Origin of the sequence: Viridibacillus sp. FSL R5-0888 (assembly GCF_038009105.1) — a bacterium.
In the GTDB taxonomy this organism is placed as follows: Bacteria; Bacillota; Bacilli; order Bacillales_A; family Planococcaceae; genus Viridibacillus; species Viridibacillus arenosi.
Genome location: NZ_JBBPAU010000001.1, coordinates 158,973 through 185,205, shown reverse-complemented (window position 1 = coordinate 185,205; position 26,233 = coordinate 158,973). Strand labels below are relative to the sequence as shown.

The following is a 26,233-nucleotide window of genomic DNA, read 5'->3' as shown; positions in this document are numbered from 1 at the left end:
TTCCATATATGTTAGAGTAGCATCTTTCCGAGCAATAAGGAATATTTAAAGCAGCTACTTCAAATTAAGACTTTTAAAACGATAAAAGTATATGACAATAAACTAATTATATTTCCCTACCATCTTCACGTTTTTATGTCTTTTAGACTAATACTTGTTGACTATTTACTGTTTTTCCATCAAAGTAATTATTATATTAAATCTAAAAAAGGGAGAAGGTTCCAAGATATGTCTGTCGGAAAAAAATTAAATATAGGATTCCTCAGTATTGTTGGTTTATTAGCTTTAATAATTGTTTTATCTTACTATCAATATTCTAAAATCCAATCACAGGTTGAGGAAGCATTTGATCACCGTTTTGTTCAAATAGAAATCATAAAAGATATTCAATTTGGTCTAGCAATGCAAGACTCTTCTTTGCGTTCTTATTTCATACAAGACATTGACGTAAGACTTGATAATTTACATACGTATCAAAACTTAGTAGACGATAAAATTGCTGAATTATCTCAAATAGTCCGTTCCGAAGAAATGAAAGGCTATTTAAAAGAAACGACTAAATTTAACGATGATTTTAATATTGCAGTTGCAAGTGCATTGAAAGAATTTGATAACGGCAATAAAGACGCTGCAATCCAAATAGTTGATACAACTGCTACGAGCGCAAGTAAAGGTCTTCTAGACTCATCTAACAATATTATTCAGTACCAAAAAGAGAAGTTACAAATTACTAGTGATGGATTAAAAACTCTTCTTAAACAATCTCTATGGAGTTCAATAGCTGCTTTAATAATTAGCTTAGCTCTAGGTGTATTTTTCATTAGCTTCATTAGAAAGTCGATAACAAAGCCATTAAAAGAAGTAGTTCAATCTGCTGAGATTATTGCTACGGGTGATTTATCTCAATCGGATATTACATACAAATCTAAAGATGAGATTGGTACATTGGCAAACGTCTTCAACAATATGAAGATCAATTTACGAGGACTCATCCATAATATTCAAACAAACAGTGAGCATCTCTCTGCTTCTTCACAGGAATTGTCAGCTAGTACTGAGGAAATTACTGCAGCTGGGGGCGAAGTAGCAATTCGTATCCACCAAACAGCAGATATCGCTTCTATTTCTGCTTCGGCAGCGAAAGAAAGTGCAGTTGCAATGGACGAAACAGCAGCTGGTGTTCAGCGTATAGCTGAAGCAACACAAACTTTACATCAAAATACCGTTAATATGGCTACTACTGCAAAAGATGGTGTAAAAACAATTGATGTAGCTCAAGATCAAATGCAAATCATTTCCAATTCAACTAACTTAATTGCTGAACTAACAGGAAAACTAAGCAAACAATCTGAAGAAATTAGCGCCATTACGCATGTCATTACGGATATTACAGACCAAACAAATTTACTTGCACTAAATGCTGCAATCGAAGCAGCTCGTGCAGGCGAACATGGTAAAGGCTTTGCTGTTGTAGCAGATGAAGTCCGTAAACTTGCCGAGGAGTCAAAAAAATCAGCGATTCAAATTGTAACACTTACTGAAGAGATTCAAACTGATACTAAAAACGTTGCCTCCGCTGTGAGTGAAGGTTTAACCTCTGTCAAAGATGGTGTTCAAGTTATTGGAGAAGCAGGAGTAGCTTTCAAAACCATTTCTTCTGCTATTGAATCAATCACTGTCCAAGTAGAAGAAATTTCAGCTACTTCAGAAGAAATTTCAGCTAGTGCTGAAGAGGTTTCCGCATCTGTTACTGAAATTGCAAGCGGAGCATCAGATTCATCGGATAATATAACATTAATCTCGTCATCTATTGAAGAACAAACTACTTCGATGAACCAAGTTAACTCAGTTGCTGAAGATTTAAGTACAAACGCTCAAGAATTACAAGACATGATCCAAGAATTTAAAGTGTAAAACTATAGAGAGGTGCCAAGGTCTTAAAAAGTCTTGGCATCTTTTTTGTACTTTTTCAAACCATATCTAGACAAATGGTTAATAAAGGTTTATTATTTTAATAGTTACTTAACCTAACTAACTATACGGAGGATATTTCGATATGCAACCACATCAAGCTTTTTTTCATGAATACCGAATGATGTACCGCCCCTTCATTAACAAATTGAACGTTTATTTGGCGAGCCATCAACTTTATAGCTCACAATGGGCTATCCTACGATTACTCATTAGTGAAAAATCACTTACTCTTGTTGAAATTTCTAATTCCTTGAATGTAGAAAAACCAACTACTACTAGAATGATTCAAAAATTAATCGAACTTGGTTATGTAACTACCGTACCAGGTAAAGATAAACGTGAAAAAAAAGTACAGTTGACTCCATTTGGACACGATGTATGTAAAGATGTACAAGTAACAATTGAACAATTTCAACTTGATGCATTAGAGGGTATAAGTGTAGAAGAACAAATTATCGTAAGTAAAGTCCTCGAGACTGTTAGAAATAATCTATTAAAATAGGAGATGCGAATAACGAATGTCTAAAGAAAAACTCTGGACAAAGGATTTTATCATTGTTTCATTAATTAATTTTCTAATTACATTAATTTTTTTCATGTTGATGGTCACTATTGCATCATTTGCAAAATCAGAATTTAACGCCTCAACTAGCATGGCCGGTTTAGTATCTAGTATTTTCATTATCGGAACATTAATCGGTCGCCTAGTTACTGGACGAATTATTGGCGACGTAGGAAGTAAAAAAACATTATTAATCGGACTAATTGCTTTTTCAGCTACTACAGCATTGTATTTCGGTGCATTTAATCTACCTCTTTTACTAGCAAACCGCTTTCTACACGGGCTTTCTGTTGGAATTGCAAGTACTGCAACGGGTACAATCATTGCCCAACTAATTCCACCTACACGACGTGGTGAGGGTATTGGTTATTACAGTATGAGCGCCATTATGGCAACTGCAGTAGGCCCATTTGTAGGTATTTTACTCACTCAAATCTTCACAGATTTCTATATGATTTTCTTAATCAATTTAGGATTATCTTTCATCTGCTTAGCTACTTTCTTATTAGTAAAAGTACCACAGCCAGCAGCAACTAAATCTTCACAAAACGAAAGAGCTTCTACTTCAGGATTTAAACTTTCAAACTTTATCGAAATGAAAGCTGTTCCTATCTCATTCGTAGCTCTAGTCATCGGCTTTAGTTATTCAGGAGTTATGTCATTCTTATCCTTTTATTCAGAGTCTATTAATCTAGTCACTGCAGGTAGTTACTTCTTCCTTATTTATGCAATTGTTATATTACTCTCAAGACCATTTACTGGACGCTTAATGGATACTAAAGGTGCCAACATAATCGTCTATCCAAGTCTAATCATCTTTGCAGTTGGAATGACATTATTCAGTCAAGCAAACTCAGGTATTATTCTGCTTTTAGCTGCCGCATTAATCGGTCTAGGCTATGGTAACTTTAATTCCATTGCCCAAGCACTTGCGATTAAAGTAACACCCAATCATCGATTAGGATTAGCAACATCCACTTATTTTATATTTTATGATTTTGGTCTAGGTGTAGGACCATATTTACTCGGCTTCCTAGTACCTGTATTTGGCTATCGTCATCTATTTCTTTCAATGGTAATAGTCATCTTAATTTCAATTGTTCTATATTATTTTCTACACGGTCGAAAAGATAAAGCTCTTTTACAAGCTTGATACAAAGAAAAGGTTTTGCCCCCACTACAACGTTTGGGCAAAACCTTTTTTCTTTAAATACTATTCTTGAAAATTTTAATATCTACTTTAAAATCATTATACAATCACTCAAATGTAAGTTGCCAAGAAACACCAAATTGATCAACAAGCCAACCAAACTTTTTGCTAAAGCCATAATTACCTATTGGCATTAACTCACTACCTCCATCAGATAACTTGCCGTACAAATAATCTATTTCCTTCTCTGAATCACAAGTAATATAAAGAGAAAATGCTGGAGTAAATGTAAAATTATGTTGTATATTACTATCGATACACAAAATCTCCTGACCTTTCAATGAAAATGCAGCTTTCATTACACTACCCTCAGTTCCAGTTTCATTAGCCCCATAACGGGTAATATGTAAAACTTTTGAATCTGGAATTAAAGAAACATAATAATTCATGGCTTCCTCAGCATTCCCTTGAAACATTAAAAACGGCGTCACTTTTGTCATTTTTACCACCCTTTCGCTACTGTTACTATCAGTTGAATAGTTATTACATTTACCAACTACTCTGTATCTTTCCTAGTCTCACTTTCTACAACATACTTCAATTTTGTTAACTTGTTATTCCAAAACTGCTCATAGAAGGCTAGCCATTGCTTCAATTCTGTCAATGGTTCTGGTTGTAGCATAAAGATTTTCTCTCTACCCACTTTTGTACCACGTACAAGCTCCGCATCTGCAAGTACATGAAGATGCTTTGCTATTGCTGTACGACTCATATCAAAATGCGTAGTAATTTCTGCAATGGACCGTTCCTTTGTAGCTAATAAATGTAATACTTCTCTACGTGTTGGATCAGCAATTGCTTGGAACACATCATACTTTTCTGCAGCTGCCATACTTAGCCTTCAACCACTTTTTTGAATTTGTGCTGAACGATACCAACCCAACCTTGTTCCATGGTATCTCGAATAATAGAGCTTGGCTGTTGTGCTTTCGTTACAATAGTATCTGCATACTTCCATCCACCGTGAATAAGCGTAAATTCGGTTTTCTCTCCTAATGCTTTTAAAATGAAAGTCACAACCCAGCCATCAATATCCCATTCAAAAGATAAGCGATTTGGTTCATTGATCTCGATTACTTTACAAGGTGAAGGGCCAAATGGAGATTGCACTTGGAATTCATATCCTTTTTCTAATTTAAAATTATTCGGCATAAACCAAGCTTCAATTCCTTCAGCTGTCGATACATAATCCCACACCTTCTGAATAGGGGCATTTACGAGCACTGTTTGTTTTATATCTTGTAATTTCTCTTGACTATTGTTTGTCATTAATATTCTCCTTTTCCGACTAAAATTATATAACCATTTGGTTTCGTATCATGATTATATAAAACCATTTGGTTTCATGTCAATAAAATAGATAACCTAATCTTGTGATTTCAATTATTTACCGAAGTACTATATGATTATTAGTCAAAGGGACTGTTATTAATTAGGGGGGCTAAATAGATGACCAACATTTTAATTGTGGATGATGATGTTAATATTCTAAATTTGGTAGAGGTACATTTACGAGATGCTGGATACCATGTATTTAAGGCAAATGATGGTATAGAAGCATTGCGCATTCTTAAAGGTACGCTCTGTGATTTAGCAGTTATTGATGTGATGATGCCATATATGGATGGCTATTCTTTAACAAAAGAAATACGTCAGCAGTACGATATTCCTGTTATCTTACTAACTGCAAAAAACCAAATTACCGATAAGGAAAAAGGCTATGATTCTGGCACTGATGATTATCTTGTAAAGCCATTTGAACCACAAGAATTACTATTTCGTATTAAAGCATTATTACGTCGTTATGATAAACAAGTTGATGATTCTGTCGTTCGTCTAGGTGATATCTCAATAAATAAAGCAAATTATGAAGTACAAATTGGCACTCGTACAATATTTTTGCCATTAAAGGAATTTGAATTAATGTATTTTTTAATGTCTCACCCTAAACAAGTATTTTCTAGAGAGCATTTAATTGAACAAGTTTGGGGATTAGACTTTGCAGGTGATGATCGTACGGTAGATGTTCATATTAAACGGCTGCGTGAGCGCTTTTCAGACTTAACAGATACCATTCATATTAAAACTGTACGGGGAATCGGTTACTTATTGGAGGACAAAAGTATATGAGATCCCTCTACTTTAAATTCATTATAGTGACGATTGGCATTATGCTCCTAAGTGGCGTGCTATCATTCTTTATATCCAATACGTATTATCAACAAAAGCTAAAACCATTTAACGATGCAAAGAATACACAAATTGCTTTAGACATTGCTGAATTTGCCGAAAAACACCCTACCACTGACTTGAAGGACTATCTCGAAACTCTGTCATACATCGGTTATCAACTGTACTTGGTTGATACATCTAGGGAAGGTACTTATTTTGGTGCAGAATTTCGTGTAAAGGAACTGCCAAATTCTACAATCGATCAAGTATTAAATAATGAGATTTACCACGGCCTTCTTCATTTCCCACAAGAAACATTTGTCACTGGTTTTTTTGCAAATGAGTTGAGAAATACGATTGGAGTTCCGTTAACACATGATAACAAACAATATGCACTCTTCCTTAGACCAGACATAAAGTTACTTTTCAATGAGATGCATATTTTATTTGGTTGGCTATTTGCATTAACAATAATACTAAGTATTTTAATGGTAATCATTAGTACAAAATATTTAGTAAAACCTATTACTAAATTAACAAAAGCGACGAACTCGTTGGCCGAAGGAAATTTTAACGTCGAGCTCGATATAAACCGTAGTGATGAATTAGGAAAGCTAGCAAATAGCTTCTCTCATATGGCAAACCAATTAGAACAATTTGATGATATTCGAAAAGAATTCATCTCAAATATTTCCCATGATATTCAGTCTCCACTTTCGAATATTAAAGGTTATACAAACTTATTAGGAAAAGATGATTTACCCTCTGAAGATAAAGAAAAATATATTGCAGTTATAAATGGGGAAATTGAAAGACTCTCTACTCTAACCAAGCAATTACTTCTCCTCTCATCTTTAGATCAGAATGAGGATATTATGAAGAAAAAATCATTCAATATAGCAGAGCAAATTAAAGAACTTGTCCGCCAATATCAATGGGCAATTGGAGAAAAGGGAATTATGCTCAGCTATTCTCTACCTGACTTCGAAATAGTAGGTGACCCTTTACTACTTAACACCGTATGGGACAACCTCTTAACGAATGCGATAAAGTACAATAAAGAAAATGGAAGCATTGATATAGCAATAGCCAAAAAAGATTCATCCATTATTGTCACTTTCCAAGATAAAGGGATAGGTTTATCTGAGAATGAAATTGATAGGATATTCGATCGGTTCTACCGTGTAGATACTTCAAGAACCCATTCTGTTGAAGGCTCTGGACTTGGTTTATCCATCGTTTCATCTATCGTTAAATTGCATAATGGGAAAATAGATGTTATAAGTGAAGAAAATGAAGGTACGATCTTTTCTGTGACATTACCCATTCAATAATATTGTCAGTTATTATCTTGTGGACTTCTCCATAAATAATAACTGGCTTTTTTTGTAATTTCTTATTCATCTTCCGTTCATATTCAAGATGTACATTATGGATGTAACCAAGAACAGGAGGATGAAGTAGATATGTTTTCTCTTTCATTAAAAGAAATTCGGTTTTTCAAACTTAGATATTTATTGATCGGTTTTATCATGTTTTTCGTTGCAGCGTTGGTGTTTATCATTAGTGGATTGGCAAACGGTTTGTCATCAGATAACGCATCTTCTATTCAGAACATGAATGCACATGCATTTTACTTAGACAAAGATGCAGACAATCGCCTCGATCGCTCTCGCTTTGATGAAAAAGTGTTATCGGATATAAAAGACAATAAAAATCTGCAAACAGTCGGTCTACAAATGCTTTCTTTAAAGGAAGTAAACTCAGATAAAAAAGTCGACGTAAGCATGATGGGGATTGACCCAAATAGCTTCCTAATGCCTAAAGTAACTGAAGGCTCAACTATTAAATCTTCTAAAGGACCAACAATTGTTGCCGATGACTCATTAAAAAAACAAGGAATTGAAATCGGCGATAAGTTATACGAAGAAAACTCAGATATTACTTATACAGTAGTTGGTTTTACTGAGAAACAAACGTTCAGTCATACACCAGTAGCTTTTGTAAACAAAGAAAGCTGGGAAAACCTTTTTGCTTCAACACAAAAAGTATCTTATAACGCGATTGTTATAAAGGATGCTAATAAAGAATTACAAGAAGATGTTTCATCTACTATAAAAGATGGGGTTTGGGTAGAAAAAGGTGATGTTATTAAAGGCATACCTGGTTACGATGCTGAACAAAAATCATTATTCATGATGTTGGCATTTTTAATCGTAATAGCAGTATTCGTTTTAACAGCATTCTTCTATATTATGACGATTCAAAAAGTTAACCAATTTGGTGTTTTAAAAGCAATTGGTGCAAAAAACAATTTCCTCATTGGTTCTACAATTATCCAAGTAATTATCCTATCCATTGTAAGTATTGGTGCAGCAATCGGTTTTGCAGCAATCTTGCAAGCGATTATGCCAAAGGGTATTCCATTCGTCTTTGACTTTGGTTTAATTCTTATATACTCTGGTGTATTATTTATCGTATCGATTTTCGGTGCGCTACTTTCAAGTGCTAGCATTGTAAAAGCGGATCCGTTACAAGCTATGGGGAGGGCAGAATAATGACTAACATTCCATTAGAACTAAAAAATGTTCGTAAAGTATTTCAGGACGGTGAACAGGAAGTTGAGATTTTACACGACCTTAATTTCCAAGCAATTAAAGGTGAACTCATTGCTATACTCGGCCCATCAGGTTCAGGTAAAAGTACAGTTCTATCTATAGCAGGCGCACTTTTGAGCCCAGATGGCGGTGAAATGATTGTTAACGGTGAAAACATAGCAAACTATAATGACAAACAAAAAGCAGAAGTACGCTTACGTTCAATCGGCTATATATTCCAAGCTTCTAATCTAGTTCCTTATTTAAAAGTAAAAGATCAGCTTAAATTAGTAGCGGATCTTGCAGACTCTTGGAATAAGGAAGCACAACAAAGAGCAGATGAATTATTAGAATCAGTGGGTCTTGCTCACCGCGCAAATCACTTTGTACAGCATCTATCTGGTGGTGAAAAACAACGTGTGGCGATTGCACGTTCATTAATGAACAACCCTGATATTATTCTTGCCGATGAACCAACTGCTAGCCTTGATTCTGAGCGTAGTAGCGAAATCGTTGCACTCATCGCAAAAGAAGTAAAGGAAAAAAATAAAGCAGCTGTGATGGTAACACACGATGAAAGCATCTTATCTTATTGCGATAAAATTTATGAAATGAAAAATGGACAGTTAGCATTAAGAACAACTTAAATAAGGAGACACGGTTCATTACCGTGTCTCCTTTTCAATTGACTGTCATTCTACTTTTTTATAAATTTACTTTTTAATATATAAACTTCTTTATTAGCTGATAGCTCTTTGATCAATTTTTGGGGATTCTCGCTAAGTTCCTCATAATTGTGAGGTTCTGTTTCATTAGAATATCCATGAATCATATAACCTAAAATCATTTCAGACTCAATATTTTTCTCACCTGCAATTGTACTTTTCCATACCGTAAAAGTAGAATCTGATGACATTTTTGGAAGCTGTGTTCTTATACTACTTGAGTTACTCCCATTACCAGAGGTTACACTCAAACTTAATATATTGTCAGCATTGGATTCAGCTTTTTTAATTGTATTCATAATGATGGTACCACTACCTTTTACTTCATAGTTAAGGAGTAAAACTTCTAAATCTGCTAAATTCCCCTTTTCATATGCCTCAACCCATAATCTTAAATGATTGTACGATTTGTCTATTTGGTATTCATAAATGAGATATTGTTCCGTAGTTCTATCTAATATAGTTTCCTCTCTTTTAGTTAGTTTAGGATATATCATCATATTTTTTTTTGTAAACATAACTTGCTGTTCAATCGGTTTATCGATAACTTTTTCTGCAATACTACAAGCACAAAGTAATAAAACACAGCCTATTATTAATGCTGCTCCTCTTTTTAATGCGCTCATACATCCCCCATCCTTCTAAAAGATGCATATTTAGCATCTTAACCCCAAAATAGCGATTCAAATTTTATAAAAAATCTCAACTTCTATAATATTTTCTGCAGAATCATTTAGATTCTAATACTCTATATAAAAATTTCTCCTTTATTTTGAGCTTAACTGTAACAATCTATAGAGGCGTAAAAAATTGATACATTTTATAGTTTTCACTTCCTCTACTTTGTAAGTCCTATAATTATTATTCTACCTAAACAAAAAATACCCTTTAGATTTAGAAATCTAAAGGGCAAATATTATTCAGCTTTTATTTCATTCTCTGTTAACCATTTATGGTTTTCCACTGCTTTACCACCCGTAGTTGGTTTGTAGTTAACCATATATACTGTTGTTGGCTCCGCGGAGTCGATTTTGGCATTAGCACCATACATGCCTTCCATATGTGAAGCCATTACCTTAACTTCTTTACCAGGTTTGAGTAATTTATCACCCGCATCAACAAGTTCTTGTTGAATAACCCACTTATGGTTCTTCACTTTTTCCTCACCATTTGTAGGTGTATATGAAATAGCATATGCATTTGTATCAAAAGCTCCTACTATTATGGCTTCTGCACCCTTCATACCATCCATATGACTTGTTTCGATAATCACTTTACTTCCAACTTTATATTTTGGATTTTCTTCTTCTTTTAAATCAGCTGGTATTTCTGCTGATACAGAATGATCCATACTCATATCTTCATCATTTACCTTCGTATTTGTTTTTTCATTATTACCAGTACACGCAGCTAATGTTAATGCAAAAACTAGTAATAGTATTCCTATTATACTTTTTTTACTTTTCATTATTACTCTGCATCCTCCTAGTCGAAAATTAGTATTATATATTTTTCCCAACTAGTATGTACCATTCCCTATATAGCAAAATCCAAACTTTCTAACACAATTTATAAAAGCTTAAAATCATTGTCTAGTTCGAACTCCCTTAAGCTATCATAGTTAAATAATCCTTCCTATTTAACCTAATTTAAAATGTTTAGCGATTTGCATGTATACAACACCTTCTAATTTTGGCATACGCTTATTAATTTTCAATGCAAAATATAATGTTTTCATAAAATGGAGTGTACAAGTTCTCGCTTTAAAATATGATGGATCATATCCTATGCTATATAGATGATGATCTAACTTATCGAAAATTTGCTCAGTCCATTCAACGAGTACTTCTTCTGAAACACCCTTTTTCATCATTTCTTCTATCACTATCATTAAACGCTCTTCTTCATCATCTATATAAACTGCATTTTTCCATAGGCATGCTTTAATAGCTTGCAGTATTGGTGGTGCCATGCGTAGTTCAAAGGCTGGATGACGTACCGTTGCGGCAGCTAAGTCCGCACCATGCGCTATACTGTGTGCCCATCCCTTACCATCTATAAATCCCCGAACATCTCGCTCTTTTTGTAAATAATGACCGCTTTTTTCTAAATATGTAGTCAATGCCGCATTAGGTAAGAATCTCAACTCTGCATCTGTTGTTAAAAGACCTGTCAACAACAACGCTGAAAAAGAACGCGTTAATACTGTATCAGTCTGTTCATCACCGATTTGGGAAAATAAATATTTTTCCGATACAATTTCTTTATACAAATATTGCATTTGCTCATGTGAAAGTAACTGCTCCCCAAGCATCTCTATAAATGTTCTATAAATCAGTTGATCACGTAATTCTGCATCGACAGCACCTATTTCCTGCAGCATATTGAAAAGTAACTCGTCACCATTATTAGCAATCAAAGTTTTACGTTCTAATATAGACATCGATACCCAATCAATTAAAATCTGTTTTAAATCCATAACATCCTCCATTAATTACCTTCATTTGTCACTGTGTACATTATGCCATGAACATCGAAACAGCTGCATTAGAAATTAAAAAGCCACCTACCATTCGAACATTGATAGGTGACTTAGATATTCCTACGATTATCTCTTTATAATTCATATAACCATTTCTCAGCCATTTGTTTAAAATCATCTCTTCCCCAAGCAGCAATTGCTTCTATTTCTCCTAAAGTAGCTATCTGATATTGAAAGAAATCATCTGCTAAAAAGTACGCAAGGCGCGTGTGTTCGAATCGCTTTCCACCGTTAATAGAAAACCACTCGTAAAACAACTCTTTGAAGTTTAGTTGTTGATAATCTTCACGAAATGCGTTTTTAATGTCATTATAATCGTTCCGAGCAAACGATAACCACTCTGCTCCATCCACATCATAAGAAAAATACTGATGTGGCAATAGATTTGGTACAGCTCGGCGAGACAAATGCGTAGCGGCGCCTTCTTGGTTTAACCAAGTGATGGGGCTACCCCAATCGATAATTGTCCAATCGATTTTGTTCTTATCTGAAACAATATTGTGTGTAGCATGACCAAACTCGTGTGCCACAATATATTCTAGATGATTAATTTCCGGAGATAATTTCTCTAGCGCAAAACTGATGTCAGGAATAATTTCTCTATATGTATAAGCATTAGAACCATAACCACCAATCAATAAATTTACATCCAATGGGTACTCCACGTCATATTTTTCTTTATAGCTTAATTCAACTCTTTCAATAATTGAAACGATTGTTTCTCTAACTAATCTAATACGTTCGAAATCATGTTCATATTTACTAATCGATTGTAAAAGCCTTTCTTCTGTATCTTTGCAGTGATACAAAAAATACTCTTGAAATACTTTAGGATACTTGTCATAGTATCCTTTTAAAAAGCTAATCGTTGGCTTGTAATTTTCTAAAAAATATTCAGTCGTATCGATTATTTTCATCTACTAACCTCCTTCTAATAAATATGTTCTATCTTCATAAAATTCACACCATCAAATGACAACTTATAGATATCTGGCATTTGTAGCTCTTTCCAAAAAGCAAAATCATATTTTACATCAAAGTAATTCATGATCAACACCATCAAATTCCCATGTATTCCAATCACAATATTACGATTTTGATAAGTATGTAAGACGTCCATCAAACCTTCTATACCTCTGGCTTGAGCTTTAAGATTGGATTCTCCATCATCAAATTCGAAATCTGGTTCTTGCCAAACTTTTGTTATTGCTGCAGTAAAGTCCTTTACTTCTCCATGAGCTAGCTTACGCTCTTGAAAAGTCTTATTTAGTTTAATTTCAGCTTTATTGTATTTTGCTAGAGGCTCAATTGTTTGAATCGCTCTTCTATATGGGCTAGATATGAATGTATCAATTCCCTCCAATTCAAGCTTTTCCAAAATACTCTTGGCATCTCTTAGCCCTTTTTCGGATAATGGTCGTGTTAATTCATCCGGTGTATACACTGAATGCGCATGCCTTACTAAGTAAACATTTGTTGTCATCTCAGCATCTTCCCTTGCTATTTTTGTTTACCGTCATTAATAAATTCCATATGCTTTTTATGCTGTAAGTAATAATCCATTCTGTCTTGTAATGTACCTGTATGAAATTCGAACTTATGACCATCTAAATCTGTAAAATAGATAGATTTCTTATCCCTTTGATCTCTTTGTCTACCAGATAGTATATTTACATTTAAATTTCTAAGTTTCTCATACATTTCATCGAAATCCGAATCTTTTATTGTGAATGCTATATGAGTATAAGACTGGTGTATTTCATTGCGTGATATATCTTCTTCTACGTTTAATGCTAGCCATATCCCACCGACATCAAAATATGCTGTAGAGCGCCCTTTTACTAATAACTTTGCATCAAATACATTTTGATAAAATTCAATTGATTTTTCTAAATTTGAAACTGAAAATAAGAGGTGATTTATACCTTGAATATTCATGAAAACCGCCCTTTTCCAATTCATTTTCATATATAAACATTAATTTATTTTCTCAACAATGTGCTCAATTATTTCAGTTAAATCTTTGTTCTCCGTATTAATATAATACGAAAAGTCATTGTTTTCGTATGCTGCTAAACATTTATCTGTCTGCTGAAAACACCAATCCCCCAAAACTTCTCCTCGCTCTAACAAACGTTTATGAATTGTCTCTTTAGTGGCTGTTAGGCAGAAATGATACACTTCATTATCTACTTGATATAAGCCATCCATGATTTCAGTGAAGTATTCAATGTTCCTAATAGTCATTGGGACAATCAATGTCTTCCCATACTGCTCATGAAGACATCTGGCTGTTTCCACAAATAACTTTCTCCATAAAATAAAATCCTGAAAATCTCCACTAGGAGCCTCTTTTTCTTTTATATCATTTGGTAACATATGTCTGAGCATAAATCCCACTACTTCCGGGTCAAAAATAATACTCTCTTCTAAATTCTCATGCAATAATTCAGTAACGCTTGTTTTCCCAACACCAAAGGCGCCGTTGATTAAAATAATCATAGTTTCTCCTTTTTATCTTTAGACTTTTTTATTTACAAATAAAATTAAAGCCCTGTAATTAAATACAGGACTTTAATTCATTTAAGCTATAAGGATAAGGATTTTCTTTGTATTATATATTCAATAAAACTTTAAAAAATCCTCTTTTATTTTTGCAAATGATATGGAACTGTGATGAGGACTACATTTCTCCGATACAGCAAAGAGGTGTGTATTAACAGACTCGACTGATTGTGGAGAATATTTTGCCAACCTTTCTTAGGCAAAAATTGCGGAATGATGACAGAGACTTGATAGTTTGATTTACTCGCTAATCTTTCAGCTTTGTCTATGAATTTCGTTAGTGGTTGCACAATACTACGATAAGGAGAGTACAGTGTCACCAACTTCACATCGGGTTGCCACTTCTTCCACTGTTCCTCAAACTTTCTCGTATCCTCTCTTTCAAATGCAATATATACCGCAATAATTTGATCAGCTGACAACGATTTGGCGTAATTTAATGAATTTCTTACAACTTTCGTAATGCCTGCGACAGGAACAATAATAACATTACCTTCGATTTGTGGAATTTCTTCATCAGCTATTAATCTGAGCTGTGGACCCACCGAATCGTAATGTTTTTTTATACGATGGAAAGCAAAGATAATGATTGGTAAGAAAATAAACACTGGCCATACTGCAGGCAATTTTGTCACGAAAAACACAATTGTTACAACAAATGATATCGTCGCTCCAACCGAGTTGATGATTAGTTTTGTTACCCAGCCTTGAGGTTTTTCTCTTATCCATTTCACAATCATTCCCGTTTGAGATAATGTGAAAGGTATAAAAACCCCAACAGCATATAAAGGAATTAAATTCTCCGTATTACCATTAAATACGATGATTAATAGAATTGCTGCCAAACTCAATAAAATAATTCCATTAGAGTACCCTAAACGATCTCCTCTTATTTGAAACATTCTAGGAATAAATTTATCTTTTGATAGATTCACAGCTAGTAATGGGAACGCAGAATACCCTGTATTTGCAGCGAGCACTAATATCAACGCTGTTGTTCCTTGAATGAAGTAATAAACCATATTACGCCCGAAGCTTGCTTCAGCGATTTGGGATACAACAGTTGATGTCGCACTCGGTGTAATACCGTAATAATAAGCTAGGAAAACAATGCCTGAAAATAAAATCGCTAGCAAACCGCCCATTGCCATTAAAGTTTTCGCCGCATTTACAGGTGCAGGTTCTTTAAAATTTGGAATAGCATTCGAAATGGCTTCGACACCAGTTAAAGCAGAACTACCTGAAGCAAAAGCTTTTAATAAAATAAACAAGCTAAGCCCTGCGACAGGGGTACCAATTGATGTATGCAAATTCGATGGAACATTACCTGTCACAACATTAAAGATTCCTACACCAATCAAGATAAATAACGCTAATACAAATAAGTACACTGGATATGCTAAAACAGAAGCGGATTCCGTCACGCCTCTTAAATTCAAAATCGTTAGTAAGATAACGAATACAATGGCAATCTCCACATTATAATCATGGAGACTTGGAAGCGCTGATGTTATAGCATCTGTTCCAGCAGATACACTAACAGCCACCGTCAATATATAATCGACTAATAATGAACCACCAGCAACAAGGCCTGGATTAACCCCGAGATTTTCCCTCGATACAACATAAGCCCCTCCTCCATTAGGATAAGCATAAATAATTTGACGATATGACAGTATAAGTGCTGTTAAAAGAATGATGACGCCAAATGCAATGGGTATCGAATACCAAAGCGCTGTTGCTCCAACTGTCACTAAAACGATCAATATTTGCTCAGGACCATACGCTACAGAAGATAACGCATCTGATGAAAGGATCGCCAATGCTTTCGTTTTATTTAACCTTTGTTCACCCAATTCAGTCGATTTCAAAGGTCTACCTATCAACATTCTTTTCAATGAGGCTTTCATTTTTCTCACCCAATCTAGAGGATTTTTTACTTTTAGAGAATAAAAAAAGCCTACAGGTCATCAACAAATAGACCTGTAGACATTAGGATTCATGTCTAACAAGCTCCACCTTCCTTCTCATATAACGCTTACGAGGTTAGCTGTCGGATTCGGGCCTTGAGTAGCCCTACCTTCTTTAAAGGATTCACCCCTAGGATTACATTGCAATCCATATAAACGGGTCCCCCGTGTATTTCACTTCAGCGATTTAGAAATTTGAAACTGATGTAATATTACTCCCAAGTTTTAAAAAAGTAAATAAATATTTTTTTACAAATAAAAAGTGACTTTTCTCAATGAGAAGTCACTTTAAACTGAAGACCTACTATTCTAATTTACTCGCCTATTTTGGAGCGTTTATTAAATACTTATAAGAAAATTTTTCGTTCTCTACTGAAGAATAGACATTCCTCTAACTTTTCTATTAATCCATACTAAACAAGTTCATCTCCAGGAACGCCAATATTAGATTTTCTCATTAGATATGTAATACATAGCGCCAATGCTATACTCACACAAAGTAAGATTACTTTAGCATCGACGTAATCAAATAACGCACCAAAAATTAATGCGCCAATAGGACCTGTACCAACTGATAACGTTTCGATAATACCAAATACTCGACCGCGGTACTCATCATCGATCGATCGTTGAAGCACTATACCAATCGGTGTATTCGCACAAACACCCATTGCAGAAAACACGATCATCAACACCATATAAAAAATGAAAGTGCTAATACCATTAAAATTCATAAATAAAGGAATTGTAATACTAGCAACGACGGCACACATCATAAACGCAGCACGCTTTACAAAATGCAACGGTGATTTCAAATCGCTACGAGTAGATAAATAAATAGAAACTACAAGCATACCAATCGCTCCCGCTCCTTGAATAATACCTACTTGAGTTGACGGTATACTTAACTTTTCAACTAAGATAAAGACGAGCCCCACACTGACGGCTGAAAAGAAAAAGTTCATCCATAGTGTTGTCATCAATAAAGTTTGCACAAGTGGCTTTGTACGTAAATACTGGAATCCTTCCTTCATGCTCGCTACCATCGATTCTTTTCTCTTCTTCATAGGTACTTCAAACAATGTAAAATCCATCGTAGCTTCTAAACATAGCGCGATGACATAGGCTATAAACATCGTCATTAGGAACACTTCCATTGAGACAAATCCAAATAACATGCCTCCAATAGACGGCCCACCAATTGCTCCGATAGAATGTGACACCTGATTAAAAGACACCGCCTTCTGTAAACGTTCCTTACCAACTAAATTCGGTATAGAACTTGAAAAAGCAATACCATTAAATGCTCCGAATGTAGAAAAAACCGCCGTAATTGTATATATGGCAGGCACTGATATTCCGTACATCAACGTATAAACAATCAAAATACCTACTGACAAACTAATACCAACCATACTTGTCACAACTACACGCTTCTTTGGAAAACGATCCGCCACATACCCCGCAACTGGTGCTGCTAGAGCACGTGGGAGTACATTAAATAGAATATTTGTTGCAAAGCTAAGTGCTGAACCCGTAACAGATAATATGTATAAACTCATTCCAAAGTTGAATACGCCAAAACCAAGTGACGTCAACATCTTACTCACTAGAAAGGTATACAAATTGCGCTGTGCCTTTCCCGACTGGCTATCTCTCAAATTACTCTACCCTCTAACATCCAATATTTTTCGGTTCCCGTAATAATTTATTTTACGGTTTGAATGTATTGAAGTCAAAGTACCCTCTATATTTATGAACAAGTAAAAACGATTTATCAAAAGTAAATAACTGACCTACTTTAGCCAGTCTATTCGAAAAACTATTCTCTTTCCATATCATTTCTACATGTCTTTGTGACATTTCTTATATAGATTATTCTGCAACAATTTCTTTTTGTGCTTTTTTAGTTAATTTTTCAAAAACTAAATTATATGAATGTACAATTAAATTTTCGAATATATCAACAGATAAATCCGACTCCAAATACAATGAATTCCAGTGTGTTTTGTTCATATAATACCCTGGAACAATGCTCTTGTAAGTCTCACGTAACTCTACAGCCCGATTAGGCTCACATTTTAAAGTTATGATAGGCTTTCTTTCAGCATCTCCACCTAACATTGCAAACATCTTTCCACCTACATGATAACGATCCGCTTGCCAATCCACTTGATAATCATGCGTTATACCTGGTAGTCTCTCACAAATTTCTTTTAATTTTTCTTTATCCATTGAAATTACTCCTTTTATAATATAGTCATTTCTGTAAAGAACCGATATAAAGTTTGACTATTTTTATCTCCTTAACCATTATAGATTCCCCCTATTTATTCATTACGATAAATTCTGTTGAGTCGTTACTAAATTCCATCAACTTAGTAAAACCGAGTTTTTCATATAGATGAATAGCTCTATGATTAAATTTAGCAACAGTTAAACGGATTGGTAAAGAATTTTCATTTTGAATATGATTAAGTATGAATGAAAAGAAGGTATAACCATACCCTTTACCTGTTAATCCAGGCTTCATTCCTATACCAATATCAACTCGTCCCTCTGAATAGGCGCCAAACATAGAACCACTTGGTACTTGCGCGGACTGTCCAGTACAAAAAAATCCGATTAATTCTCCATCACTGTCTAATACTGAATAATAAGGATTTTCTAGCATCTCATTTAATGAGTCTGTGTCTAAATCATTGTTGTAAAAATCATATGGTGCTTCATATCTCCAACTTAAAATCTCCTTTGCAAAATTTACATTCATTTTACCAACAAATAATTCTTGCATTGAATCACCTCTTCCATTTGCTATAAAACAATCTTATTTACCAGTTATTTTTAATCTACTTTCAATATTTGCTTTGCATTTCCAAAGTTATGACGAATTCTTAAGTCGATTAATTATAAAATTACCATTACAGAAATAAATTAATCTAAATAAACTGGTTCTTGTGGATTATTTAAACTTTTAAATACCCATTCAATTTGAGATTGTGTATTCCGAGCTTTTGATAAGGATGGTAATTCATCTTCTGAGAAAAACGCCACCGCATTGGTTTCAATACCCTTCATTGGTTCCCCGCCAATTATTTCACATCGAATAAACATTTTATAAACATGATAAAGAGATGGGGGATGTGGATGGCACTTCTTATCTAGTACGCCTAATAACTTAACTGCCTTTACATCAAACCCTGTTTCTTCTTTTACTTCTTTTACTGCGACTTCATTTGGCGTCAGCCCAATGTCAGCCCATCCCCCTGGTAGTGCCCAATAACCATCAGTATTTTCTCTAACCATTAATAATTTATTATCTTGAAAAATGACTGCTCTAATATCTACTTTCGGAGTGGCATAACCAGTTTCATTTGCAAATAGATCCTTTATTCTCTTCTTATCTATTCCTGTTTGATACGACAGCATTTCCACGCTAATTTCCCTTATTAACTCAAACCTTTCCAAGTCGTAGACATCCTTTGAATAAGTTAACCCCGCCTGCGCGATAGATTGAAGCTGTTTCGCCCATTCAAGCCATTTAGGTTCCATTTATCATCACCATCCACCCTAACTAATGTCATATAATTACATTCAATTATATAAAACACATGACAACTTGTATATTATTCAAGAAAAGATTACATTTGGAAAACGATTAAACAAAATGGATTCTCTACATTTATCACAAATAAAACGAAGATAACGTCAGCTTATTTTCTTCTATCCCCCCTAAATTTCCTGGGCATTCTATGTAAGCATCCAATTTTACTTTTACTATAGTGATATTAGAACTAAATTGATTAACTATTTTGATAATTTATTCTAAATATCTCTTTATAGAATATAACGGATTATAAAGGAGGAATTCAAAGGGACAAATTAAACATTGCCTAGGTAATATTGGCGGAGACATTGCTTTATTCATTATGATTGGCCAAACGTCGGGTGAATTTCTTTTGTACAAAAAACTAATATGAAAAGGATGGATAATATGCCGAAAATCGAATTAGGTAAATACAAAATTTTATCATTTTATAGTGATTTAGAGGTTGTTCCTCCTGGAGTAGATCTCATCAAAGCGAGAGAAGTTTGGACAGAGGCTTCCGAAGGTAGTGGAGTCGTTGTAGCCATTTTGGATACGGGTATTGCCACACATCACCCTGATTTAACAGACGCCATTATCGGTGGATATAATTTTACAGATGATGATAATGGTGAGCCAAGCATCTTTGAAGATCATAATGGCCATGGTACACACGTTGCTGGAATTATAGGAGCTAGAAATAATGGAGTGGGTGTTATAGGTGTAGCACCTAAATGTAACTTACTCATCCTAAAAGTGTTAGATAAAAGAGGGGCTGGTTCTTATGATCAATTAATCGAAGCTTTGGATTATGCAATGAAGTGGACAGGTCCTAATGGCGAGAAAGTAAGCGTGATTAATATGTCGCTAGGAGGTCCTACACATACAAATGAATTATATAAAACGATAAAAAATGTATATGATGCAGGTATTATTATCGTTGCTGCAGCTGGCAACGGCGGTGATGGTGATTCTGAAACATACGAAATTTCATATCCTGCTTTTTATGAAGAAACACTTTCGATAGGGTCTGTAAATAACGATTTAGTCCCTTCTGTCTTTTCTCATACTAATCTAAACCTAAAATTCATGGCACCTGGTGAAGATGTTTTATCGACTCATTTAAATGGGCAATATGTGAAATTAACCGGGACTTCAATGGCAGCTCCACATGCTTCTGGTTCAGTTGCACTAGTTTTAAATCTCGTACAAAAATATGATCAAATGCTACTCCCATCACAAATTGAAAGATATTTTAGTAGTCATTCGAGAAAAATAGATTTCCCTATCAGCCAAGTGGGTAATGGCTTTATCCAATTAAAATAGGAGGGGTTAGTATGGGAACCGATGCGGATTGGGTTTATTTAATCTCAAATTTTGGATTTCCAATTGTAATGACAATATACCTTTTAATACGTTTTGAAAAAAAACTAGAACGATTAACAGTTGGATTAGACTATCTCCGTGAAGTAATTGTTCAGAAGAAAAAAGGGTGAATTAAACAATCGAATCTCTTGTCTTAACTAATCTGGCCATGATTATGGAAAGGGTCATAATATATGAAAACAAGATCGACGAATACTAGAAAATTCATAATGTAGAGGTGCAAAATAGATAAATTATGACCCTTCCATTGTAATTTAGTAGTTAAAATTTACTAATTATAAATTTTCTTATAAAAAGCGGGAAGTCCCATTACCAAAAAACGTTATTTATTTTTAATAATGATATGTGTTTTTCACTAAAAATGATAAAAAAGATACATTTTCATTTCAAACATGTGTGTTATCGTTAAAATTAACATAATTACTAAATTAACCCATAAACTAGTAATATAAGTGATAATTCAAACACCACTTTTACTCCCTTAAAAATTCTAAAATTCATAATACTATTTCTCGATCAATTTGTTTTATATTTCTCTTTCACATGAAAGGAGGAGTGTAGATGATGACAGTTAGAGAAGAAGAATTTTTCAAGAAATATGATGCTATGATGAAACAACCTATTATGAAAGAATTCTTAAAAAGTGGTGATAATCAACATATTTTTCATAAGGCAATCAATGACATGGATAAAGAAAGTATCGAACAACTAAATGCATCCTTTCGCAGATACTATAAAAACATTATTCTTATTTCTTATATCTCAAAAACCATCCACTTTTCTGCAATTGAATTTGATAAAAAATTACGTAGCTATTATAAAAAAAACCTTCCTATTCCCGGTGTAACTGAAGAATCCATCACCCAGGAAAAACACCTATTAATGGACCTTCTAATGTCGACGGATGAAGATACGACTTTTATCAACTTTCAACGAAAACAAAAAAACATTAGTGACTATATTGCTAATGCTCATCTAAACTCTAAGATGAAATTGCTATCAAATAAGCAATTACGTATTTTGGAATTAATCTACATTCATAATTTTAATAACAAACAAATCGCAAAAATATTAAACGAATCAGAACAAACTATTTCATATAACCATCAAGCTGCTTTAAAAAAATTAAGAAATGCATGTAAACAGGAAAAATAAAATGAGGAATTACTTGTTCAATTCACGTTTGTTATAGTGATAATCTACTTAAAATCGCAATCATTTTTCACGTAAAATATTATGTTTTGTTCTTATACCCTTTATTTAGATTTCAGAAAGAAATGGGGAAACATGATGGAAAACCAAATCTTGCATGAAGTAGAAAACAAAGACCTAGAACGCATACTAGAAATCTTTAGACCTGCTATTAAGAAAAGTTTGATTAACACTCGTATGCAAGAGCGAGAAGATTTGGAACAAGAGATCAGTATGAAAATCCTAGAGAAATTAAGTTATTTGCAAGAAATAAGAACACCGGATTTTTTTGAGTTTATCGAATATCATGTAGATTAATTTGATATGAGCTGATTCTATAGTTTCATAATCATAAGCGTCCCTCTTTACGAAATGCTCATGATTTGGTTCTAGTAAAGAATCCGCAAGATCATTTTGGTAAGCCCAAAATTTAAAAATAAGAGGGAACGTGTCCATATTGCTGATAAGTCTTCCTACAATTGAGTTAAAGATGGATAATCTCCGAAAAAGGCAACGAACAAAGGACGAGTTATGTTGGTGCTAATATGTAGTGGGCACTTATCATGGCTATGCCTGCATTTGTTGTCTTTTATAATAATTTAACTTAGTGAAATAAAAAAGAACTCATTTTGATAAATTACTTCTCAAAATGAATTCTCCTATAAGCAATCTGATATTAAATCTTTTTAACGAATTCCGATTTTAATTTCATTGCTCCAAAACCATCAATTTTACAATCAATATTATGATCGCCTTCAACTAAGCGAATGCTCTTTACTTTTGTCCCTATTTTCAAAACAGAAGAGCTACCTTTTACTTTAAGGTCTTTAATAACCGTAACCGAATCACCATCGTTTAATACGTTCCCATTAGCATCCTTGATGACTTTTGTATGTTCACTCTCTTCAGATTCTAAAGTCCATTCATGCGCACATTCTGGGCAGACAAAAAGACTTCCATCCTCGTAAGTGTATTCTGAATTACATTTCGGGCAGTTTGGTAAATCTAACATCGTGTTTTTTCCTCCGTTCATTTCGGTCCATTTTCCCCTAAAAATATTTATAGTGCTCCGTATAAATAGCTATTACGAGCTGGACATACTAAAATTATATAAGTTGTTGCTTGCATGCTTATATACTGTCATAGTCCTTTCAGATTTACAAGCATTCCTTCAATTCCCGTTTTCACCAAAATGAATTATCATTTATTCTCTCCTCTATAATTCTTTTATATCCCCATTTTTATGCAAATAAAAAACGCCCGATTTTCCAGCTTTAAGGCTGCATTTTCGAACGTACTAATAACAATAATTTTATTACTATTTTTTTATTTACTATTTAGTATTTGATATAACTCACCAAGCTTTTGAATATGATACGTTGGCATAATTTTAGTGTTATTTGACTTCATATGCGGATTAAACCAACATGTATCAATGTTTGCTAGCTGTCCACCTTTAATATCTGAACTTAGAGAATCTCCGATAATTAAAGTATCCTCTGCCAAGAAGTTAGGAATTCTTGCAAAGACGTAATCAAAGTATTCCTTCATCGGCTTTTGAAAACCTGTATCTTCTGAAACAAAAATATCTTTAAATAGCGTATGTAATCCTGAAGCTCGTAGACGTTTGTCCTGTGTTTTGGAAACACCATTTGTCACTATATATAAATTATATTTGTCTTGTAGGCCTATGATTAATTCCAAGGCACCCTCTATAAGCTGATGTCCCTCTTCTAAATGAATTCGATAATTTCTTTCTAATAAGGCTCCATCCACTTCCTTACCATATTCTTTGAATAGAAGAGAAAAGCGCGTATTTACTACCTCATCACGACCAATTTCACCCTTTTCAAAAGCACTCCAAAGACCTTGATTAATTTCCTTATATCGCTCTTCTATCTCTTTCGTTAAAGGTAAGTTTTGATCTTTAAAAAGTAAGTATAATGCCTCTTTTTCCGCTGCTCCGAAGTCTAATAACGTATCATCTACATCAAATAATAATGTCTGATATTTTTTCAAAGTTGCTCCCCCACTTCTGCTGTTCTACCACCAAATTTATAGACAATTATACCACCAGCTATGACTAGTACACCTAGTAACTGCCGGAATGTAAAAGGAACTTGCTCTAAACCAAACCACCCTAGTGAATCCCATAATAATGCAAAACTAAGTTGTGATGTCAGTACAATTGAAATGGCGTACGTCGGACCAAGCAATTTGATTCCATTCAAAATGCAAATAACGACGCCGACACCTATTAATCCGCTGAACCAATACCATAGCTGCATATTATGTAAATTAAATACGTTTCCACCTTCAACAATTAGTCCCATCGTTAGTGAAGCTAAAAATCCCATTCCTAACACTAATGTCGTTGAAGCCCAAGAACCTGTATGTTCATTCACTTTGCTATTAAAAATATTTTGCAAGCCAACTAATGCACCTGCCACAAGCGCTAATATTAATCCTACAATCATCATCACTACTCCCATCTATATTTGATTCATTCATAAATATTGTGATTGGCAAGGGTGCTTAATGCTTCACGATTTGTCACGATAATTGACTCCTTAGTACGTTCAATTAGCCCTTCTGCGCATAATTGCTGGATTACTCGATTGAGATGTCTATAACTCGTTCCGATTAAATCCGCTACATCTCTTAAACGATTTGTACTTAGTCCTCCATCATATTGTGCATCAGAATCATAAAAAGAAATGGACAATAGATAACTAGCTAATCTCACTTCTACTGGATATAGCAAATTAAAGCTTAAAAAGTTGGATTTTATATGGAATTTTCTTGTGATGGTATCAAGTAAAAATCGTAGTAATGGCGTATATTCACTCCCATATTTTTTTAGCCATTGATAATGAATACCAATCATAACAACAGGAGAAACAGCTTCAACTGTATTAATAATATCTACATCTTGAACGTATTCAATATCACCAATTAGATAAAGTGGGGTCTTAAAAGAGAGTATTAATTTTCTACCTTCCGAGGAGCTTGTAAAAATTTTGATTTTCCCTTTTACAAGTATATAAAGGTATTGCGACGAATCTCCCTGTGAACAAATATCTTCCCCCTGGTCGAAGCTATACAAGGATAAATGCTCTATTAAAGATTTATTAAAAATGGACTCTAATTGATACTCTTTTAAATAGTAATTAAGTTGCTCACGATTATCTAATTTCTTCATGAATCGATTCCACCTCCTATATTTCCACCTTAGTCATTCTAAACGTTTCTCAGAAACCTAAAATAATTACTCCCACTACCATCATTCCAATACCGATAAATTGTGGTAACTTCATCTGTTGCTTTCCCACACCAAACCAACCTTTAATATCAATAACAAAAGTCAAACCAAGCTGGGCAATGAGCACTACTGATATAGTTAGCGTAACACCAATTCGATGAATCGCCGAAATATTACTAAAGATAATTATGGCGGCAAAGGCTCCACCAACCAAATAGTAAGGTTTTACTTTCTTGAACATTTGCAAGCTGCCATCTCGGACAAAAAGGAAGATCAACAAAGCCATGACAAATCCCGTTAATTGCGTTATTGTCACAGTTTGCCAAGTGCCAATATCTTGGCTAATTCGTGCATTAGCTACCCCTTGTAGCGTAATAAAAGCCCCGCCTAAAAATGCAAAGAGAACTCCGCGCATACTTCACTCCCCCTATTTAAATTGTTCTCTCTATTAAAAAACACATGCACTAATTTTGGGAAGGACATATGTCTCT

General features: G+C 34.2%; 31 protein-coding genes and 1 riboswitch. Of the genes, 11 read left to right on the top strand and 20 right to left on the bottom strand.

Features of this window, described 5'->3' with window-relative positions:
- The first annotated feature begins 228 nt into the window (after positions 1-228).
- The 3 genes from MKY02_RS00980 (at position 229) to MKY02_RS00970 (ending at position 3,689) form a co-directional block, all read left to right on the top strand.
- Complete coding sequence (locus MKY02_RS00980) at positions 229-1,914, top strand: methyl-accepting chemotaxis protein (protein WP_076034741.1); 1,686 nt, start codon at positions 229-231, stop codon at positions 1,912-1,914.
- A 142-nt stretch (positions 1,915-2,056) separates the two neighbouring features.
- Positions 2,057-2,476 carry a MarR family winged helix-turn-helix transcriptional regulator gene (locus MKY02_RS00975; RefSeq protein ID WP_038186414.1) on the top strand — a complete coding sequence of 140 codons (420 nt, stop codon included), beginning with the start codon at positions 2,057-2,059 and terminating at the stop codon, positions 2,474-2,476.
- Positions 2,477-2,492: 16 nt separating this feature from the next.
- Complete coding sequence (locus MKY02_RS00970) at positions 2,493-3,689, top strand: MFS transporter (protein ID WP_038186415.1); 1,197 nt, start codon at positions 2,493-2,495, stop codon at positions 3,687-3,689.
- Positions 3,690-3,793: 104 nt separating this feature from the next.
- Here the strand turns inward: MKY02_RS00970 and MKY02_RS00965 are convergent, their stop codons facing one another.
- The 3 genes from MKY02_RS00965 to MKY02_RS00955 are packed head-to-tail and all read right to left on the bottom strand — an operon-like array spanning position 3,794 to position 5,015.
- Positions 3,794-4,186 (bottom strand): VOC family protein, encoded by a 393-nt coding sequence (locus MKY02_RS00965; protein WP_076065569.1) that lies wholly within the window; start codon positions 4,184-4,186, stop codon positions 3,794-3,796.
- A 56-nt stretch (positions 4,187-4,242) separates the two neighbouring features.
- On the bottom strand, positions 4,243-4,578 hold the full coding sequence (locus tag MKY02_RS00960; RefSeq protein WP_038186419.1) for an ArsR/SmtB family transcription factor: 336 nt from the start codon (positions 4,576-4,578) through the stop codon (positions 4,243-4,245).
- Positions 4,579-4,580: 2 nt separating this feature from the next.
- Positions 4,581-5,015, bottom strand: a complete 435-nt coding sequence (locus MKY02_RS00955) for an SRPBCC family protein (RefSeq protein WP_038186422.1) — start codon at positions 5,013-5,015, stop codon at positions 4,581-4,583.
- Between the two features lie 180 nt (positions 5,016-5,195).
- Between MKY02_RS00955 and MKY02_RS00950 the strand changes: the two genes are divergently transcribed.
- The 4 genes from MKY02_RS00950 (at position 5,196) to MKY02_RS00935 (ending at position 9,162) form a co-directional block, all read left to right on the top strand.
- On the top strand, positions 5,196-5,876 hold the full coding sequence (locus MKY02_RS00950; RefSeq protein WP_038186424.1) for a response regulator transcription factor: 681 nt from the start codon (positions 5,196-5,198) through the stop codon (positions 5,874-5,876).
- Entirely contained in the window at positions 5,873-7,252 is a 1,380-nt protein-coding gene (locus tag MKY02_RS00945; protein WP_038186426.1) for a sensor histidine kinase, read from the top strand. The genes MKY02_RS00950 and MKY02_RS00945 overlap by 4 nt, the downstream gene beginning before the upstream one ends.
- 132 nt (positions 7,253-7,384) lie before the next feature.
- Positions 7,385-8,476: an ABC transporter permease gene (locus MKY02_RS00940; protein ID WP_038186428.1), complete on the top strand. Its 1,092-nt coding sequence runs from the start codon at positions 7,385-7,387 to the stop codon at positions 8,474-8,476.
- Positions 8,476-9,162: an ABC transporter ATP-binding protein gene (locus MKY02_RS00935; RefSeq protein ID WP_038186430.1), complete on the top strand. Its 687-nt coding sequence runs from the start codon at positions 8,476-8,478 to the stop codon at positions 9,160-9,162. Before MKY02_RS00940 ends, MKY02_RS00935 begins: the two co-directional genes overlap by 1 nt.
- A 50-nt stretch (positions 9,163-9,212) precedes the next feature.
- Here MKY02_RS00935 and MKY02_RS00930 read toward each other — a convergent pair whose 3' ends face one another.
- From MKY02_RS00930 to MKY02_RS00875, 12 genes are all read right to left on the bottom strand, one after another.
- Positions 9,213-9,866: a hypothetical protein gene (locus MKY02_RS00930; protein ID WP_038186432.1), complete on the bottom strand. Its 654-nt coding sequence runs from the start codon at positions 9,864-9,866 to the stop codon at positions 9,213-9,215.
- 290 nt (positions 9,867-10,156) lie between these two features.
- Positions 10,157-10,708, bottom strand: a complete 552-nt coding sequence (locus MKY02_RS00925; RefSeq protein WP_038186433.1) for a YdhK family protein — start codon at positions 10,706-10,708, stop codon at positions 10,157-10,159.
- Between the two features lie 171 nt (positions 10,709-10,879).
- Positions 10,880-11,719 (bottom strand): DUF2785 domain-containing protein, encoded by an 840-nt coding sequence (locus MKY02_RS00920; protein WP_038186435.1) that lies wholly within the window; start codon positions 11,717-11,719, stop codon positions 10,880-10,882.
- Positions 11,720-11,856: 137 nt separating this feature from the next.
- Positions 11,857-12,699, bottom strand: coding sequence for a hypothetical protein (locus MKY02_RS00915; RefSeq protein WP_038186438.1), 843 nt, complete (start codon positions 12,697-12,699; stop codon positions 11,857-11,859).
- A 14-nt stretch (positions 12,700-12,713) separates the two neighbouring features.
- Positions 12,714-13,265 (bottom strand): histidine phosphatase family protein, encoded by a 552-nt coding sequence (locus MKY02_RS00910; RefSeq protein ID WP_340710487.1) that lies wholly within the window; start codon positions 13,263-13,265, stop codon positions 12,714-12,716.
- Between the two features lie 17 nt (positions 13,266-13,282).
- Positions 13,283-13,720 (bottom strand): FosM family fosfomycin resistance protein, encoded by a 438-nt coding sequence (gene fosM / locus MKY02_RS00905; protein WP_076034737.1) that lies wholly within the window; start codon positions 13,718-13,720, stop codon positions 13,283-13,285.
- A 39-nt stretch (positions 13,721-13,759) separates the two neighbouring features.
- Positions 13,760-14,284: an AAA family ATPase gene (locus tag MKY02_RS00900; protein ID WP_038186443.1), complete on the bottom strand. Its 525-nt coding sequence runs from the start codon at positions 14,282-14,284 to the stop codon at positions 13,760-13,762.
- Positions 14,285-14,430: 146 nt separating this feature from the next.
- Complete coding sequence (locus MKY02_RS00895) at positions 14,431-16,257, bottom strand: APC family permease (RefSeq protein ID WP_038186446.1); 1,827 nt, start codon at positions 16,255-16,257, stop codon at positions 14,431-14,433.
- A 109-nt stretch (positions 16,258-16,366) separates the two neighbouring features.
- A riboswitch (cyclic di-AMP (ydaO/yuaA leader) is annotated at positions 16,367-16,512 on the bottom strand.
- 218 nt (positions 16,513-16,730) lie between these two features.
- Complete coding sequence (locus MKY02_RS00890; RefSeq protein ID WP_076034735.1) at positions 16,731-17,978, bottom strand: MFS transporter; 1,248 nt, start codon at positions 17,976-17,978, stop codon at positions 16,731-16,733.
- A gap of 214 nt (positions 17,979-18,192) precedes the next feature.
- Positions 18,193-18,552 carry an MmcQ/YjbR family DNA-binding protein gene (locus MKY02_RS00885; RefSeq protein ID WP_038186450.1) on the bottom strand — a complete coding sequence of 120 codons (360 nt, stop codon included), beginning with the start codon at positions 18,550-18,552 and terminating at the stop codon, positions 18,193-18,195.
- Positions 18,553-18,643: 91 nt separating this feature from the next.
- Positions 18,644-19,111, bottom strand: coding sequence for a GNAT family N-acetyltransferase (locus MKY02_RS00880; RefSeq protein ID WP_340708559.1), 468 nt, complete (start codon positions 19,109-19,111; stop codon positions 18,644-18,646).
- A gap of 140 nt (positions 19,112-19,251) precedes the next feature.
- On the bottom strand, positions 19,252-19,869 hold the full coding sequence (locus MKY02_RS00875; protein ID WP_038186455.1) for an NUDIX hydrolase: 618 nt from the start codon (positions 19,867-19,869) through the stop codon (positions 19,252-19,254).
- Between the two features lie 442 nt (positions 19,870-20,311).
- Here MKY02_RS00875 and MKY02_RS00870 point away from each other — a divergent pair, with 442 nt between their 5' ends.
- From MKY02_RS00870 to MKY02_RS00855, 4 genes are all read left to right on the top strand, one after another.
- Positions 20,312-21,229, top strand: a complete 918-nt coding sequence (locus MKY02_RS00870) for a S8 family peptidase (protein ID WP_038186457.1) — start codon at positions 20,312-20,314, stop codon at positions 21,227-21,229.
- Between the two features lie 11 nt (positions 21,230-21,240).
- Positions 21,241-21,399 carry a YvrJ family protein gene (locus tag MKY02_RS00865; RefSeq protein WP_038186458.1) on the top strand — a complete coding sequence of 53 codons (159 nt, stop codon included), beginning with the start codon at positions 21,241-21,243 and terminating at the stop codon, positions 21,397-21,399.
- Between the two features lie 451 nt (positions 21,400-21,850).
- Entirely contained in the window at positions 21,851-22,444 is a 594-nt protein-coding gene (locus MKY02_RS00860) for a sigma factor-like helix-turn-helix DNA-binding protein (RefSeq protein ID WP_340710484.1), read from the top strand.
- Positions 22,445-22,579: 135 nt separating this feature from the next.
- On the top strand, positions 22,580-22,798 hold the full coding sequence (locus MKY02_RS00855; RefSeq protein WP_038186460.1) for a helix-turn-helix domain-containing protein: 219 nt from the start codon (positions 22,580-22,582) through the stop codon (positions 22,796-22,798).
- A 358-nt stretch (positions 22,799-23,156) separates the two neighbouring features.
- On the opposite strand, the gene MKY02_RS00850 is transcribed toward MKY02_RS00855, so the two are convergent.
- From MKY02_RS00850 to MKY02_RS00830, 5 genes are all read right to left on the bottom strand, one after another.
- On the bottom strand, positions 23,157-23,492 hold the full coding sequence (locus MKY02_RS00850) for a zinc ribbon domain-containing protein YjdM (RefSeq protein ID WP_340711672.1): 336 nt from the start codon (positions 23,490-23,492) through the stop codon (positions 23,157-23,159).
- Positions 23,493-23,806: 314 nt separating this feature from the next.
- Positions 23,807-24,499, bottom strand: coding sequence for a YjjG family noncanonical pyrimidine nucleotidase (locus MKY02_RS00845; protein WP_340710482.1), 693 nt, complete (start codon positions 24,497-24,499; stop codon positions 23,807-23,809).
- The gene (locus MKY02_RS00840) at positions 24,496-24,957 is read right to left on the bottom strand and encodes a DMT family transporter (protein ID WP_038186463.1); all 462 of its coding nucleotides are present in this window, start codon (positions 24,955-24,957) and stop codon (positions 24,496-24,498) included. Before MKY02_RS00840 ends, MKY02_RS00845 begins: the two co-directional genes overlap by 4 nt.
- A 26-nt stretch (positions 24,958-24,983) precedes the next feature.
- The gene (locus tag MKY02_RS00835; RefSeq protein ID WP_340710481.1) at positions 24,984-25,682 is read right to left on the bottom strand and encodes a Crp/Fnr family transcriptional regulator; all 699 of its coding nucleotides are present in this window, start codon (positions 25,680-25,682) and stop codon (positions 24,984-24,986) included.
- 49 nt (positions 25,683-25,731) lie between these two features.
- Entirely contained in the window at positions 25,732-26,157 is a 426-nt protein-coding gene (locus MKY02_RS00830) for a DMT family transporter (protein WP_340710480.1), read from the bottom strand.
- Between the last annotated feature and the right edge of the window lie 76 nt (positions 26,158-26,233).